We start from the raw sequence: 16,801 nt of genomic DNA on the forward strand, positions 1-16,801 counted from the left end.
TCCGAACAGAGCAGTCAAGCCCGCCAGAGCCGATGGTACTGCCGTAAAAGGTGGGAGAGTAGGTCGGTGCCGGTTTTTATACGGAGCCCCTTCAGATTTCTGAAGGGGCTTTTTTTGTTTATTATTCCTTTAATTTAGACATACCGGGCCAGCTTAAAGGTGTGAATACAGGCTTAGCCTTTAAATCGGTAGGGAGTCCGGCAACGATGGAAGCATTTAGTAATATGTTCGTTACCGACGTTGGATTTCAGTGTTCTCATTTTCAGAGAGCAACATCGTACCGCCTAAAATAGATTTTTTCTATAGGTAAAGCTGTAAAATTAGAAGTGCTGAATATGTCGGGAAGATCAATTTTTTGATGAAAAAAATAAGATATGATCTTCGATTAAAAATTGAGCAAACGTTTGCTTTATGCTTTTACTTTTTTTTAGCTGGGAATACTATTATACTTGTGTTAGAAAAGGTCTTTAAAGATTTTTTTGATAACCATTTGTATACTGCCTCACAATATAAGGGTTATACAAAGTTGACTGTTAGTTTGTTTTAAAATAGGTGATTTTAGAGGGGACGCAATGTTGTCCCCTTTAATGTAAAAAGAGAAATTTATTTATGGATACCAATCGAAGAGATTTTTTGAAAAAGGCATCGTTGTTGTCTAGTGCAGCGATTACATTGCCGGCAATAAATAACCGAGGTTTTGCCAGCGCCCCTAATTTTAATATGTGGGGATATGCTGCGCCCAAGATAGATACGGTACGTATTGCGGTTATTGGTCTGGGCATGCGTGGCCCAGGAGCTGTAGATCGCCTGTCTTATATTGAAGGAACTGAAATTGTAGCTTTATGTGATCGTCATGCAGATAGGGTGGCAAAGGCACAAAAGATATTGACCAACAAAGGCTTGAAAGAAGCTAAATCCTATTCCGGTGACGAAGGTTGGGTTCAGTTGCTGAAAGAAGAAGAAATTGATTTGGTTTATATCTGTACCCCCTGGGAATTTCATGCTCCAATGTGCATTGCTGCAATGAAAGCGGGAGCACACGCTGCGTGTGAAGTCCCTATTGGTTTAACTGTGAAAGAGTGTTGGGAGGTAGTTAGAGTTTCAGAGCAAACCAGAAGGCACTGCATGATGTTGGAGAATTGTTGTTATGATTTTTTTGAAATGCTGACGTTGAATATGGTTCGGCAAGGTATGTTCGGGGAATTGGTACATGCGGAAGGAGCATATATTCACGATTTATTAAGCCTGAACTTTGCTAAGAATGGCTATGATAATATGTGGCGTCTGCGGGAGAATATTAAAATGAACGGAAACCTTTACCCGACACATGGAATAGGTCCAATTGCCCAATGCATGAATATTAATAGTGGGGACCGGATGACTCACTTAGTTGCTATGCAGACGGCTGATTTTCAAATGGGAGATAAGGCGCGTGAGTTGGCAGCTGAAGACCCCTTCTTTCAGGAGTTTGTAGGTAAGCGGTATCGTGGAAATATGGATACGACGCTAATTAAAACAGAAAAGGGTAAAACGTTAATGGTGCAGCATGATGTGACTTCACCGAGGCCTTACTCTCGTCTTCATCTATTGAGTGGTACCAAAGGATTCGCGCAGAAATATCCGAAAGAAGGAATTGCATTTGGACATAGCTTTGTAAAGGAAGAGGAGCTAAAGAGCCTTAAAGAAAAATATACGCCCCAATTGGTTAAATTCATTGGTGAGCAGGCAAAGGAAGTCGGAGGACACGGGGGTATGGACTTTATGATGGATTGGCGATTGATTGATTGTTTACGTAATGGATTACCAATCGAACAGCCTGTGTACGAAGGCGCCTCGTGGAGTGTTATTGTACCATTGAGTTGTGAGTCGGTCGCTAAAAATAGTAAGACTGTGAATATTCCTGATTTTACAAAGGGAGCATGGGAAACGAATCAACCGCATGACTTAAGCTTGAAAGAAGGTGGGAATACAGGGATTCGCCCGAAAGTTTCTAAAGATAAAGGTAATCAGTTGGATGTGTGATTACATGTAAATATTAGACAGGATTGACTTAAAAACAAAGATGCTCTCTTGCAAAAGGGGCATCTTTTATTTTTAAGCTGATTATCTGTATATTAGAGCCTATGTTTTCAAAATCTTTTTTACTAGCTGTTTTTGTTTGCTGTATGGTAGCTTGTCAGTCAGGAACAAAAACCGCGCAAAATAAGGTTATCGAAGATTCGGTAGCATTATGCCATATGGGAGCAATTCCATCACGTTTTGTTCAAAAAACAGATTCTTTATCTTATGTACAGGGTAAGGACGATTTTCGGATGGTATTGATTGAAGGAGGGACATTTCAGATGGGATCTTCCAATTTTCCTGATGCGCAGCCAATACATGCGGTCGAAGTCTCTTCTTTCTATATGGATGAACATGAGGTTACTAATGCTCAATTTAAGGCCTTTGTAGATGCGACCGGATACGTAACGGTCGCCGAGCGGCCATTGGATCCAAATGAGTTTCCGAGTGTGGATCCAAATATGCTTGTTCCTGGATCGGCGGTTTTCGCTGCACCGAAGGAGGTGAAGGGCTTAGACAATTATATGCAATGGTGGCAATATATACCTGGGGCGAACTGGAAACGTCCAGAGGGACCTGATAGTTCGATCGAGGGAAAGGAAAACCATCCAGTTACACAGTTGGCATATCAAGATGCAGAAGCTTATGCTAAATGGATAGGGAAACGTCTTCCTACCGAAGCAGAATGGGAATATGCAGCTAAAGCCGGAAAACATAAAGACGAGACTTATTACTGGGGAAGAGAAAAGAAGGAAGATGGAAAATGGTTGACTAATATATATCAAGGGGATTTTCCATTCCGTAATACGAAGGAGGATGGTTTTGAAACGACAGCACCGGTAAAATCTTTTCCGCCCAATGCATATGGCCTTTACGATATGGAAGGTAATGTTTGGGAATGGTGTTCCGATTTTTATCGGCCAGATTATTATGTGAATAGTCCAAAAGCAAATCCGAAGGGGCCGGCAGATTCGCATGATCCACAAGAACCAGGTTTAATAAAACGCGTGCAGCGTGGGGGCTCATTTTTGTGTAATGATCAATATTGCGAACGTTATAAGGCAGGCAGTCGGGGGAAAGGTGAAATAAACAGCCCGACGAATAATGTGGGTTTTCGCTGCGTGAAGGATATATAACGTGGTTGCTACATTTTGTTAAATAGGAGGCTCTGTTCGGAAATGAATCACTTCTACACGAAAGCTAGCGTATAGTACGTAGAAGTTTCGTGCTTTTAAACCCTCAATGTTGTGGATTGAAAAAATAATCCCGCTGCAAAAACGGGATTATTTTTATTCATAATAATTACTGCGCATTCAAGAACATCGACTTTTTATTATACAGTTCTCTAAAGTAAGGGTCTTGCAAATCTTTGATGAAGCGGATAGCCTCACCAGTAGATTTCATTTCAGGCCCCAATTGTTTATCAACTTCGGGGAACTTACTGAAAGAGAATACCGGTTCCTTAATGGCATATCCTTCTAACTTACGTTCTATTTGAAAGTCTTTCAATTTATTAACACCTAACATAACCTTCGTGGCGATATTAATATAAGGGACATCGTAAGCTTTAGCAATGAAAGGAACCGTGCGAGATGCACGTGGGTTTGCTTCAATTACATATACGTCTTCACCCTTCACTGCAAATTGAATGTTCAATAAGCCTCGTACATTTAAAGCTTTAGCCAAGCGAATGGAATATTCTTCCATTTTTTGTTGTACATTTTCGGATAAGCTAAATGGAGGGAGCACAGCTGAAGAGTCACCTGAGTGAATACCAGCCGGCTCAATATGTTCCATCATACCGATGATGTGGACGTCTTCACCATCACAGATCGAGTCCGATTCCGCTTCCTCGGCGCGGTCAAGGAAATGATCGATTAAGATTTGATTTCCAGGTAGGTTTTTCAATAAATTAACGACGGCTTTTTCAAGATCTTCATCATTGATGACAATACTCATCCCTTGTCCTCCCAATACATATGAAGGGCGTACCAGTACAGGATACCCTACTTCACTTGCTACTTTTAATGCTTCCTCTGCAGACGTGGCAACACCGTATTTTGGATAAGGAATATTTAGCTCTTTCAAAAGATCCGAAAAACGACCACGGTCTTCTGCTAAGTCCATGTCTTCAAATGAAGTGCCGATAATTTTCACACCAAGTGCTTGCAAGCGTTCAGCCATCTTCAATGCCGTTTGGCCACCTAATTGCACAATAACACCTTCTGGTTTTTCCAACTCAATAATCTCACGGACATGTTCCCAGAACACGGGTTCGAAATAGAGTTTATCCGCCATGTTAAAATCTGTAGACACGGTTTCCGGGTTACAGTTAACCATGATGGACTCATAACCGGCCTCTTTAGCGGCGATTAACCCATGAACACAAGAATAGTCAAATTCGATTCCCTGACCTATACGGTTCGGACCAGAACCTAAAACAATGATTTTCTTTTTGTTGGAAACCACCGATTCGTTCTCGTCCTCGAAAGTAGAATAATAGTAAGGTGTGTGAGCCGGAAATTCCGCAGCACAAGTATCTACCATTTTATATACGCGATTAATTCCTAACTCTTTGCGGCGAGCATAGACATCATCTTCACTTACATTACCAAGCAACCAGGAAATTTGCAAGTCAGAATAACCTTTTTGTTTTAATGTAAGAAGGAAATCGCGAGGAATATTGTTCAACTGATATCTGCGTAGTTCTGTCTCCAGTTGTACCAATTCTTGAATTTGCACTAAAAACCATTTGTCGATACGGGTTACTTTACGAATGGATTCCAAAGGAACACCTAGTTCGAAAGCATCTTTTATATGGAATACGCGATCGGAACTTGGATGTTCTAGGCTGTGCATGATTTCTTCCAAATTGCGCAACTGACGCCCATCAGCTCCCAATCCTCCACGATTTGTTTCAAGAGATTGACAAGCTTTTTGTAGTGCTTCTATAAATGTGCGACCGATTGCCATAACCTCGCCAACTGCTTTCATTTGTAGGCCTAGCTCTTTATTAGCTCCTTTAAACTTGTCAAAATTGAACCGTGGAATTTTAACAATAACATAGTCTAATGTAGGCTCAAAGTAAGCTGATGTTGTTTTTGTTATTTGGTTCTGGAGTTCATCCAAATTATATCCGATAGCGAGCTTAGCGGCAATTTTTGCGATAGGATAACCAGTCGCTTTTGATGCTAATGCGGAAGAACGTGATACACGAGGGTTAATTTCGATAGCAATGATATCCTCATTTTCAGGATTTATCGAAAATTGTACATTACATCCCCCAGCAAAATTTCCGATAGACCGCATCATTCGGATGGCTTGATTACGCATGTCTTGATAACATTTGTCACTCAATGTCATGCCGGGAGCCACAGTAATAGAGTCTCCTGTATGGATACCCATCGGGTCAAAGTTCTCAATAGTACAAATGATGATAACGTTATCATTACTGTCCCGAAGCAACTCCAATTCAAACTCTTTCCAGCCCAATACAGCCTGTTCTACTAGCACCTCATGTGTAGGAGATGCATGCAAACCCCTGTTTAGCGCAGCATCAAACTCTTCTTTCTTATGGACAAATCCTCCACCTGTGCCCGCTAATGTATAGGAGGGACGAATTACAAGTGGAAAACCTATTTCTTGTGCAGCTTCTTTACCTTCCAGAAAAGAATTGGCAATTTTAGATCGTGCTACACCTACACCAATATCCACCATTAGCTGGCGAAACTCTTCGCGGTTTTCCGTTTTTTCAATAGCGGCTACGTCCACTCCGATAACCTTTACATTGTATTTTTCCCAAAGACCAAGGTTGGAGGCTTCGATACATAAATTTAATGCCGTCTGTCCACCCATGGTAGGTAGCACGGCATCAATTTGTTGTTCCTGGAGAATCTTTTCTATGCTTTCACAGGTAAGCGGTAACAAGTAAATATGGTCTGCAATAACCTTGTCGGTCATAATCGTTGCAGGATTCGAATTGATAATGGACACTTCGATACCTTCTTCCTTCAAAGAAAGAGCCGCTTGTGAACCTGAATAATCAAATTCACAGGCTTGACCAATGACGATGGGTCCTGAACCAATAATTAAAACGGAGTTAATGGAGGTGTTTCTAGGCATTATTTCTCTTGTTCAAAAAATTAATTATCAACTTGTTGTGTTGACAAAGCAACGAAAAATGCCTTTAAGGGAAGAGTATTCCGACTGCTTTGTCGGAGTGCAAAGTTACATTTTTTTTATAAAAAAATGCTTTTTTAAATGTTTTTCTTTTACACGGGGTGTGCAGGAGGATAATATTTATTCCAGCAGCTTCTAGCTTTGCTCACGGTTTATTTTTGTTTTTTATTACAGAATATAAATGGAACGGTTTTTGATATTGAGATTCGATAAGAGAATTAGTATTTAATAAATTAAAAAAAGATTATGAAGAAATTTACTTTAGCTGTTGTTGCAGTATTGTTTGCTGCGGGCGTATTTGCGCAAGATTACAAAAATTCAATTGGTATTCGATTGGGAAGTGGAAACTATGATGTGGCCGCTGTAGCATTTAAAACATTTTTGAATGGTCCCGGAGCATTAGAGTTTGACTTAGGGTTTAATTCAGAGAAAGCAGGTGGTGTTAAGTGGACAAATTTGGCGTTATCTGGTGCTTACCAGCACCATTTTCCGATAGGAAATATTGAAGGTTTTAAATGGTTTGTAGGTGGCGGAGCTATTTTATCCAATACTTTTATAAATGACGGTAATGTTGACGGTGGCTTTAATGTAGGTATCTTCCCGACAGGTGGTGTGGATTACAAACTAAAAAATGCTCCCTTTGCTTTCTCAGCAGATATTCGCCCAACATTCCATATTGTAAATGGGTATGACCATTATAGCGGTTTTTATGCTAATGGCGGTTTAACGGCTCGTTATACATTCTAATAGAACAAGAATATCGATATTTAGGAAAAGAGACCAATAGGGTCTCTTTTTTTATGCCCGAAAAATCGCCTCTACTCAGTGATTGTTGTTACACACAGTCCGATCGCAATCGTTTGTTCTATTTTACGCAATCGTTTTCGTTCACCTCTCTATTCTTAGTCTTTTTTTCTTGCTTTAAATTGCAATCGTTGGATTATTTAACTAGCCCAACAACTACATTAAACATAAACATTGAGAAGTATTTTATGGTAAAGAGATTTACAAATCCCTCTTTTTTTGGTAAAAGCTTACGTTTGGCATCCGTTATTACAATAGGTGTGTTAATGCCAATAGGGGTAGCTTTAGCAAATGAATCGGTTGTCCATGCCCACGCTTTCTATCAACAGACAGTAACAGGCAGTGTCACTTCAGCAGGTGGTCCAGTCGCGGCTGTTACGGTATCTGTATCGGGAAGTCTTTTGGTTTCGACACAGACAGATGAAAATGGAAATTTTTCCATCAGTGCAAAAGATGGCGATGTGCTGGTATTTACCGCCGTAGGATTTGATCCCCATACAGCGGTTGTTGAAGGGAGTATATTGCGTGTGGTGTTGAAGGAAAGCGACCAAGCGTTGGAAGAAGTAGTGGTGACCGGATATTCCACACAAAAACGAGAAAGTCTTACCGGGTCGTTGCAGGTCGTGACCGGCGACGAGTTGCGCGATATAACAACACCGTCGGTGGAGAATATGTTAAGTGCAAAAGCCCCTGGGGTACAGGTAACACCAGGTTCGGCACAGCCGGGACAAAGAGGTGCCGTCGTCATTCGTGGGCAAGCAACGTTAAGCGGGGCTACGGAACCACTATGGGTTATAGACGGGGTAATTGTGGGGTCGGAACCCGGAGATATAAATCCGGACGATATCGAATCGATGACCGTGTTGAAAGATGCGGCTTCTACAGCCATCTATGGTTCACAAGGAGCAAATGGCGTTATTGTAATAACCACTAAAAATCCAAAAGTAGGAAAAACAACCGTCAACTATGCTACACGGATGGGATTCAACAAGCTGAATAATGGTAACGTGAGCATGATGAATGGAGCGGAATTATATGATTACTACAGCTCTTTCGAGAATGCAGGTGATATATCTTTTCCGCGTTGGAATAGCGAGTTGCGCAATAGTAATTTTGACTGGTGGGATCTGGCAACCAAAACCGGATTTACCCAAAATCACAATTTAACCGTGCAAGGCGGAACTGAAACATTACAATCTTTTCTATCCTTAGGATATTATGATGAACAAGGTGCTGTGAAGGGATACGACTTCGATCGCTATAACGTCCGTTTTAGACAAGTATACAAACCTTTAGAATGGCTGACCATTAAGCCTTCAATTGTTGGTGCACGTCGCGGCGTGGAAAACCGACAATATTCTGTAACCGCTATGTATAGCCGCTTCCCTTGGGATAGTCCTTTTGACGAAAATGGTAACTTGGTGCCACACCGCTACAATGGTTGGGTCAACAATTCTGAAACCAATTATTTGTACGATTTGCAATGGAACCATTCGCAGAATACGAATTACGAATTTATGGGAAACTTTGATTTCGATATCAAACTCACCGATTGGTTAACGTTTTCTTCTGTTAACAACTATCGTTATAATACATACGCTAATGCAGGTTATGAGGATCCACGTTCAAATGCTGGTATAGGAGTAGTGGGACGCTTAACCGACTATCGATTTGAATACGCGCGACGTTATACGAACCAAATCCTTCGTGTTAACAAAACCTGGGACAAACATACGGTGAGTGGTTTGTTAGCCTATGAGTTTAACGATTACAGTTCCAAAACTTTGGATGTTTACGGAATAGGCATTATTCCAGGTTTTGAAGTGATGGATGCTGTTACGTCGCCAGAACGTACGCGCGGCGCTCGTAATGAATGGGCGGTTCAATCGTTCTTATCCGATGTGCATTATTCTTATGATAATAAATATATGGCTCAGCTTTCTTTTCGCAGGGATGGTGCTTCCAATTTTGGCGATAACGCGAAATATGGAAATTTCTTCTCCATCAGTGGAGCTTGGAATATCCATTATGAAGATTGGTTTAGAGCGGATTGGGTAAATACGATGAAAATTAGAGCAGCCTATGGTTCGGTAGGTAACCGTCCTACGGCTTTATATCCACAATATGATCTTTACTCGGTAGAGCAAGGTTCTGGATATAACGGTAGACCGGGGGCATTGATTAGTCAAAAAGGAAATAGAGACCTGACCTGGGAGAAAACCTATACAGCTGGAGCAGGAGTGGATGCCACGTTTTTAAATAACCGTTTACGGACTACACTCGATTTTTACGTGAAAGATACGGATAATGTATTATACCAAGTACCGGTAACAGGTACCGTGGGTATTACCAGTATGTGGCGGAATATCGGAGCTATGCGCAATACCGGTTTTGAGATAGCCGTTGGTGGAGATATTATTCAAAACGATGATTGGTACTGGAGTGTGGATTTGAATGTGGGGCACAATAAGAATAAGTTGATACAGCTTTTTGAAACAAGAGGTGCAGACGGCACCTTTGCAGTAAGACCAGTTATTGTCGGTGATGGATCAAATATAGCTGGATCTGCTCAGCGTGTATTGGAACCCGGGCGTCCAGTGGACACTTACTACATGCGGGAATGGGCAGGTGTAAATCCAGATAACGGAGCACCGATGTGGTATAAAACAGAAACAAATACTGAGGGTAATGAAGTGCGTACCACAACTTCTAATTATGCTGATGCAACACTGACGGAATTAGGAAAAGCCGCTCCTGATCTATATGGAGGGCTTTCGACGGCATTAAAATACAAACAGTTTGATTTGGGAGCGGTCTTTGGTTATTCAATAGGAGGTAAAATATATAATTATTCCCGTCAGGAATATGATTCGGACGGTGCTTATACTGACCGTAATCAAATGAAATTGATGCCGGGTTGGAGCCGCTGGGAAAAACCCGGCGATAATGCCACACATCCTGTTGCTAAATACGGTAATCGGGATAACGGAAATAAAGTATCTTCACGTTATTTAGAAGATAATGATTTCTTACGCTTGCGATCATTGACTTTAGGATATAATTTTAAACTGGAGCAATATAACATTCGCAACTTACGGGTATTCTTTACTGGAGAAAACTTGTTCACCCTAACTAACTATTCTGGTGTAGATCCCGAAATTCCTTTGACACCACTGGATGGAAGGCGCCAAGGAGGTAACTTAACGAATTCGGCCGGTCCATCCGTTTATCCCGCTGTCCGCCGGTTTATGTTCGGGTTCAATGTTTCATTTTAAAAATTGATAATCAACATGAAGAAGAAAATATTTATAGCCTTAATGGCGGCCGCTGCTTTCGTATCCTGCGATATTGATCGTGCACCCTATGGATCGATGGATGCCGATGATATTATGAATGATCCGGATACGTATTTAGAATCCATGATTAACGGAGCATACGGACAATTGAAAGCTTGGTCCGACCCTATGCATCGTGCGGGTGAATACGCCGGCGATAACATTGCAATCCGGGGTACATCTACTGACGCGTTTTTTGAATTTATAAGTTATAATCGTACACCAAATAATGGTCGTCTGAACCAATTTTGGAACGCGGGGTATAAAGCTATTGCACAAACGTCCAACATAATCGATATGTTTGCCGAAGGACAAAGTGAGGAAATTAATAACCGGCTGGGTGAGTGCTATTATATACGGGGATTGATGTATTTCTATTTTGTCAGAGCCTATGGACGCCCTTATTACGATAACCCCGAAACCAATTTGGGAATGCCTATTGTAAACGGTACGCCAGAAGATATTCCTGGCTTGGAATTAGAAGACCGGGTGAGTGTAGCTGCTACTTATCAACAAATTATTGCCGATCTGGAGAGAGCAGAAGAATTGTTGACAATGAATAACGGACCTACATACGCTTCCAAAGGAGCTGTTTACGCCTTGTTATCACGTGTGTACTTGTATATGAGTGGCACTTATCAGGTGCCTAATACGCAATATGCGCAGTTAGCCGTAGATTATGCAGATAAGGTCATTAATTCCGGAGATTATTCGTTATTACCGCGGGAGCGATTTATGCAATACAACACCTATACACCGGAGAACAACCCAGAGACTATTTTTGCTATCAAAAGGATGGCATCAGAGTTTTCTGGTTCCGACCATTATTATGGTGTCGGTGGTATGTATGCCAATATCGGTGGTCAAGGCTGGGGCGAAATGTATGCGAGCGCTAAGTATATCGACCTGCTGAATGAAACTGGACGAAACGACTGGCGGGAAGAAAAGTATAATATAGTGGATGCGCGTGCAGCATTCATTGCGCCAACCTATTCGCAGGATGCCAACACAGGTAACTATACTGAGGTATTCCGTTTTATACGGAAAGGAAATACATTGACTTATGCGCAAGCAACAGTGACTCGAAATGGAAACACAATTACATGTAGAGACGGCGATAACACATATACCTTAACACCTGTGGATGCTGAGCAGGAGACCTATAGTATTAACCACGCTGATGGCAATACCTATACGGGGGTAATTGATAACTTTATTACCGTAAACAACGGACTACCACAATTTTATATTACGAAAGCTTCCCGAGAAGGCGAAGAATCACACTTGCATTCACCTGTAATCAGTAGACTAGGGGAGGTTTATTTGAACCGTGCAGAGGCGTATGCTAAATTAGGCAACTATAGCGCTGCTTTGGCTGATTTAAACGAGATACGTACGCGTTCCATTGTGGATGGTGCTTACAGTTCGATTAACACTTCCAATGCCGGTACCTTAATCGATAAAGAACGTCAATTAGAGCTAGCCTTCCAAGCAGAGCGTAGTTACGATGTATATCGTAATGGCGGAACTTTGACGCGTCATTATCCGGGCGCACACAATCAGTCGCTGGAGGTAGTACCAACAGACTATCGCGTGGTTTATTATATTCCACAAGACGCTATCAATGCTTATCCGGGCAAGTTGACACAAAACCCTACCTCAAATTGATGGTTTAGCGTCTTAACTCCGCGCAGAAACCATCAAAATATAAACAGGCTTTGCAATTTTGTAGAGCCTGTTTTTGTTTTTGGGATCAGACGTTCGAACACAAAACATGGGAAAAGACTGACAATTCGCCTGCCTCTTTTTTAGCAGAATAATGTGTAACTTTGCAACATGATTGAACTACCTGTAATTTCAGCAGCTGAAACACAACGCAAACCAGATTGGTTGCGTGTGAAGTTACCTGTGGGTAAAGAATACCGTCATGTACGAAGCCTTGTGGATGAGCACAAATTACACACGATATGTGAGAGTGGAAATTGTCCGAATATGGGAGAATGTTGGGGGGCGGGTACAGCTACTTTTATGATATTAGGTAACATTTGTACACGCTCTTGTTCGTTTTGTGCAGTGGCAACAGGCCGTCCCCTGGCCGTAGATACAGATGAACCGAATCGCGTGGCAATGTCAGTAAAGCTGATGCAGGTAAAACATTGTGTGATTACATCGGTGGATCGTGATGATTTAAAAGACGGTGGTTCTACCATCTGGGCAGAAACGGTCAATGCCATTCGCAGGGAGAGCCCGGAAACCACTTTGGAGACGTTGATTCCAGATTTTAAGGGACAATGGGATAATCTTGACCGGGTGTTAGCTGTACGTCCAGAAGTTGTTTCTCATAATTTGGAAACTGTACGGAGATTGACACGTGAAGTACGTATCCAAGCAAAATACGATCGTTCATTGGAGTGCCTGCGCCGTATATCCGAAGCGGGTTTACGCACGAAATCTGGTATCATGTTAGGTTTCGGGGAAACAGAGGAAGATGTTATCGAAGCGATGCAAGATTTATACAACGTGGGTGTGCATATTCTCACAGTGGGACAATATTTACAACCTACAAAAGCACACCATCCTGTAGTAGAGTGGATAACGCCTGCCCAGTTTGAAAAATATAAACAAATAGGCTTGGATATGGGTTTTAAATATGTGGAGTCCGGACCTCTAGTGCGTTCCTCCTACCACGCTGAAAAGCATTTGTTTGATATGCAATAAGTTCAACGGTTACTTACTCTCTTAAAAATACGGTCTCTCCTGCAATTACCGTACGTAACGTTTTTACATCGCGTAGCTGATTATCAGGAATTGTCATGATGTCTTCATTCAAGATAACAAAGTCTGCATCTTTTCCGCGTTCAATGCTGCCACGTTTCTTTTCTTGGAAACAGGAAAAAGCTGCCCATATTGTCATCCCTCGTAATGCTTGTTCTCTTGTTATAGCATTCTCGATCTGAAAGCCGCCGGTTGGAACCCCATTTTTATCGACACGGGCAACAGCGGCATGAAAGCTATATAGCGGATTGAAGTGCTCCACAGGAAAATCACTTCCCAGCGCTAGTTTTCCATATTGCTCCAACAGTTTGTTGTAAGCATAAGCGCCTTTTATGCGATCAACACCCAAACGGTTTTCAGCCCAATACATATCGGAAGTCGCATGTGTCGGCTGAACTGATGGGATAATCTGAAATTGGGCAAATTTCGAAAAATCCGAAGAAGAAACTACTTGAGCATGTTCGATTCTCCATCGCCTTTTTTTTCCATCCTTTACATATTTACCGTAAGTATCTAATACTAATCTATTGGCAGAATCTCCGATAGCGTGTGTACTGACTTGGAAAGGTGTTCTGACCACCTTGCTGATAATATCATCCAGTTCTTTTGGACTTTGTAAAAGAAATCCTCGTGAAAGGGTATCGTCGCTATAGGGTTCAAGTAAGCAAGCACTGCGAGAGCCCAACGCACCATCAGCCATCAACTTCACAGAGCGGATGGTTAAACGTTCGGATTCATAAATTCCTTCTCGGATGTATCGCTCGATATCACGGGCGTTTCCACCAATCATTGCGTAGTTTCTTATTTTTAAGGAATCGCGTTGGTATAATTTTTTGAGGTAGTCCAATTTTTCTGGAGAAAGACCGGCATCAACGATAGAAGTAAGACCAACGGAAAACAGGGAATCTTGTGCCTTGCGAAGCCCTGACAATAAATAGTGTTGTTCCGGGACGGGGATATGACGGGAAACCAATTCCATGGCGTTATCTATTAATATACCTGTAAAGTTGCCAGCGCTATCGACAGCCATTAGTCCCCCGGGTACAGGACGGGTAGTGTCCAACTGTGCTATATGCAAAGCTTTACTATTCACTAAGGCAGTGTGGTAATCGACACGAGAAAGAAAAACCGGTGTTTCGGGAAAATATTTATCTAAGCTGTCTTTAGTAGGGAAGCGTTTATCCTCCCATAGATTCTGATCCCACCCACTTCCAATAATCCATCGTTTCTCGGGATTCTTTTGGTGGTAAACAATAAGCTTTTGGATTATTTCGTCATAAGATTTTGTGCCATTGAGGTTGACTTGCTCGAGCATATCTGCCAACATTAAAAAATGGGCATGTGCATCATAAAAGCCGGGATATATTGGTTTGCCTTCTGCGTCTATAGCATCTTTTGCAATATATTTACTTTGGATCTCTTCCGAGGTACCCATATCGATAAATATACCTCCTTTTATGGCGACTGCCTCTTTCTGAGAAAAGACCGAGTCCACCGTGTAGACTTTCGCATTGTAAACGATTAGATCGACCTCTTTATTGGAGGTGCACCGAACCATAAAGAAAACCAAAGGAAAGAGGAGGAAGGAGTAAAATAGTTTCATGGGGATGAGCTGGAATGTCATTCTATATATTACAAAAGAAAAAGCTCTCCGATAGCATACAGGAGAGCCTTTCATTCAAAAAATCAAAGCGTATGACTAGCAATACTCGTCGAAAGCTGCAATAAGGTTGTCTGCAATCATTTGTGCAGGCCGTCCTTCAATCATGTGTCTTTCGATCATGTGTACCAACTTACCATCTTTGAACAAGGCCATCGCTGGTGAAGAAGGAGGATATGGGAGCATATACTCACGTGCCTTATCTACGGCATCTTTTTCCATACCGGCAAAAACAGTGACCAATTTGCTAGGTTTCTTACTGTTTTCTACAGCATAACGTACAGCGGGACGTGCATTTGCCGCCGCACATCCACAAACTGAATTAACGACTACAAATACAGTTCCTTCCGATGGAATCACCGTATCTACTTCTTCCACTGTTTTTAATTCCTGAAATCCTGCGTCAACCAACTCTTGGCGCATCGGAGCTACTAAATATTCTGGATACATCTCTTATTAAAAGTAAAAGTTTAAAAATACAAGCAGGAGAAAATAACAATTCCCATGCCATGTAACAAAGATAATGGATTATCTGTAGCCAATCAAGATGCTATCCTCAAGATAATGTCAGATTCGAGGGAATAATAACTTTAACTTTTTGATTTAAGTTGGTTATCAGCTATTTTTGCATTAAAAATCAGAATATATATGTCAACAGTTGAAACAACGTACGTCCCTTACAAAGTAAAAGATATTTCTTTGGCGGAGTGGGGAAGAAAAGAAATAGAATTGGCAGAAGCTGAGATGCCAGGATTAATGAGTTTGCGCCAAGAATACGGAGCTTCTAAGCCACTGAAAGGTGCCCGAATAGCGGGTTGCTTACATATGACAATACAAACTGCCGTATTAATAGAGACGCTAGTCGAATTGGGTGCAGAGGTGAGCTGGTCCTCCTGTAATATCTTTTCTACGCAGGATCATGCAGCTGCTGCCATTGCTGCCGCAGGCATTCCGGTGTATGCATGGAAAGGGTTAACTGAAGAAGAGTTTAATTGGTGTATCGAGCAAACGTTATTTTTCGGAGAAGAGCGTAAGCCTTTGAACATGATCTTGGACGATGGTGGAGATTTGACGAATATGGTATTCGATAAATTTCCCGAATTAATCGACGGAATCAAAGGCCTGTCGGAAGAGACGACTACCGGTGTTCACCGTCTTTATGAGCGTTATAAAAAAGGTACATTGCATTTACCCGCGATTAATGTAAACGATTCCGTAACAAAATCTAAGTTCGATAATAAATACGGCTGTCGTGAATCATTGGTGGATGCTATTCGTCGTGCAACCGACTTGATGTTGGCCGGAAAAGTTGCAGTCGTAGCAGGCTATGGTGATGTGGGTAAAGGATCAGCAGAATCGTTGCGCTCGGCAGGTGTACGTGTTATCGTGACGGAAATCGATCCAATTTGTGCATTGCAGGCCGCGATGGAAGGCTTTGAAGTGAAGAAAATGGCAGATGCAGTAAAAGAAGCCAATATTGTCGTTACGACGACCGGTAATAAAGATATTATCCGTGCGGAGCACTTTAAAGCAATGAAAGACAAAACCGTTGTGTGTAATATCGGACACTTCGATAATGAAATTGATGTTGCTTGGTTAAATAATAATTATGGCAATGCAAAGGTGGAAATAAAACCGCAAGTAGATAAATATACGGTAGATGGGAAAGACATTATCTTATTGGCAGAAGGTCGTTTGGTGAATTTGGGCTGTGCAACCGGCCATCCGTCTTTTGTGATGTCAAATTCATTCACAAACCAAACATTGGCGCAGATTGAGCTGTGGACGAACAACGGTCAATATGAGAAAAAAGTGTATACGCTCCCTAAGCATTTAGATGAAAAAGTGGCACGTTTGCACTTGGCGCATATTGGTGTCGAACTGGATACCTTAACGGAAGATCAGGCTGATTATATTGGAGTAACCGTGGAGGGCCCATATAAACCAGAAGCGTATCGCTATTAAGAAAGAGCGTGAAATAAAAACC

At 41.7% G+C, this 16,801-nt stretch carries 10 protein-coding genes; 7 read left to right on the plus strand and 3 right to left on the minus strand.

The window, feature by feature from the left end; all coding sequences use genetic code 11:
- Positions 1 to 609 precede the first annotated feature (609 nt).
- Positions 610 to 2,022, plus strand: a complete 1,413-nt coding sequence (locus tag C5749_RS15090) for a Gfo/Idh/MocA family protein (protein ID WP_105727078.1) — start codon at positions 610 to 612, stop codon at positions 2,020 to 2,022.
- 215 nt (positions 2,023 to 2,237) lie between these two features.
- The gene (locus C5749_RS15095; protein ID WP_245893803.1) at positions 2,238 to 3,197 is read left to right on the plus strand and encodes a formylglycine-generating enzyme family protein; all 960 of its coding nucleotides are present in this window, start codon (positions 2,238 to 2,240) and stop codon (positions 3,195 to 3,197) included.
- A gap of 166 nt (positions 3,198 to 3,363) precedes the next feature.
- On the opposite strand, the gene carB is transcribed toward C5749_RS15095, so the two are convergent.
- Entirely contained in the window at positions 3,364 to 6,183 is a 2,820-nt protein-coding gene (carB, locus tag C5749_RS15100; RefSeq protein WP_105727080.1) for a carbamoyl-phosphate synthase large subunit, read from the minus strand.
- 303 nt (positions 6,184 to 6,486) lie between these two features.
- On the opposite strand from carB, the gene C5749_RS15105 reads away from it, so the two are divergent.
- The 4 genes from C5749_RS15105 (at position 6,487) to lipA (ending at position 13,097) form a co-directional block, all read left to right on the plus strand.
- Complete coding sequence (locus C5749_RS15105) at positions 6,487 to 6,987, plus strand: hypothetical protein (RefSeq protein ID WP_105727081.1); 501 nt, start codon at positions 6,487 to 6,489, stop codon at positions 6,985 to 6,987.
- Positions 6,988 to 7,232: 245 nt separating this feature from the next.
- A complete protein-coding gene (locus C5749_RS15110) occupies positions 7,233 to 10,319 on the plus strand; it encodes a SusC/RagA family TonB-linked outer membrane protein (RefSeq protein ID WP_219848009.1) in 3,087 nt (1,028 codons plus the stop codon).
- Between the two features lie 15 nt (positions 10,320 to 10,334).
- Positions 10,335 to 12,047: a RagB/SusD family nutrient uptake outer membrane protein gene (locus C5749_RS15115; RefSeq protein ID WP_105727082.1), complete on the plus strand. Its 1,713-nt coding sequence runs from the start codon at positions 10,335 to 10,337 to the stop codon at positions 12,045 to 12,047.
- A gap of 168 nt (positions 12,048 to 12,215) precedes the next feature.
- Complete coding sequence (gene lipA / locus C5749_RS15120) at positions 12,216 to 13,097, plus strand: lipoyl synthase (protein ID WP_105727083.1); 882 nt, start codon at positions 12,216 to 12,218, stop codon at positions 13,095 to 13,097.
- Between the two features lie 13 nt (positions 13,098 to 13,110).
- Here the strand turns inward: lipA and C5749_RS15125 are convergent, their stop codons facing one another.
- Positions 13,111 to 14,757 (minus strand): amidohydrolase, encoded by a 1,647-nt coding sequence (locus C5749_RS15125; RefSeq protein WP_105727084.1) that lies wholly within the window; start codon positions 14,755 to 14,757, stop codon positions 13,111 to 13,113.
- Between the two features lie 96 nt (positions 14,758 to 14,853).
- On the minus strand, positions 14,854 to 15,264 hold the full coding sequence (locus C5749_RS15130) for a BrxA/BrxB family bacilliredoxin (RefSeq protein WP_105727085.1): 411 nt from the start codon (positions 15,262 to 15,264) through the stop codon (positions 14,854 to 14,856).
- Between the two features lie 198 nt (positions 15,265 to 15,462).
- Between C5749_RS15130 and ahcY the strand changes: the two genes are divergently transcribed.
- Complete coding sequence (ahcY, locus tag C5749_RS15135; protein ID WP_105727086.1) at positions 15,463 to 16,779, plus strand: adenosylhomocysteinase; 1,317 nt, start codon at positions 15,463 to 15,465, stop codon at positions 16,777 to 16,779.
- The last annotated feature ends 22 nt before the right edge of the window (positions 16,780 to 16,801 follow it).

It is taken from the genome of Sphingobacterium gobiense (genome assembly GCF_002980575.1).
GTDB classification, from domain to species: Bacteria; Bacteroidota; Bacteroidia; order Sphingobacteriales; family Sphingobacteriaceae; genus Sphingobacterium; species Sphingobacterium gobiense.

What these genes read in the sequence shown, in the direction of transcription:
- C5749_RS15090 (WP_105727078.1), top strand. Translation starts at nt 610, where the DNA reads ATGGATACCAATCGAAGAGATTTTTTGAAAAAGGCATCGTTGTTGTCT.
- C5749_RS15095 (WP_245893803.1), top strand. Translation starts at nt 2,238, where the DNA reads ATGGGAGCAATTCCATCACGTTTTGTTCAAAAAACAGATTCTTTATCT.
- carB (WP_105727080.1), bottom strand. Translation starts at nt 6,183, where the DNA reads ATGCCTAGAAACACCTCCATTAACTCCGTTTTAATTATTGGTTCAGGA.
- C5749_RS15105 (WP_105727081.1), top strand. Translation starts at nt 6,487, where the DNA reads ATGAAGAAATTTACTTTAGCTGTTGTTGCAGTATTGTTTGCTGCGGGC.
- C5749_RS15110 (WP_219848009.1), top strand. Translation starts at nt 7,233, where the DNA reads ATGGTAAAGAGATTTACAAATCCCTCTTTTTTTGGTAAAAGCTTACGT.
- C5749_RS15115 (WP_105727082.1), top strand. Translation starts at nt 10,335, where the DNA reads ATGAAGAAGAAAATATTTATAGCCTTAATGGCGGCCGCTGCTTTCGTA.
- lipA (WP_105727083.1), top strand. Translation starts at nt 12,216, where the DNA reads ATGATTGAACTACCTGTAATTTCAGCAGCTGAAACACAACGCAAACCA.
- C5749_RS15125 (WP_105727084.1), bottom strand. Translation starts at nt 14,757, where the DNA reads ATGAAACTATTTTACTCCTTCCTCCTCTTTCCTTTGGTTTTCTTTATG.
- C5749_RS15130 (WP_105727085.1), bottom strand. Translation starts at nt 15,264, where the DNA reads ATGTATCCAGAATATTTAGTAGCTCCGATGCGCCAAGAGTTGGTTGAC.
- ahcY (WP_105727086.1), top strand. Translation starts at nt 15,463, where the DNA reads ATGTCAACAGTTGAAACAACGTACGTCCCTTACAAAGTAAAAGATATT.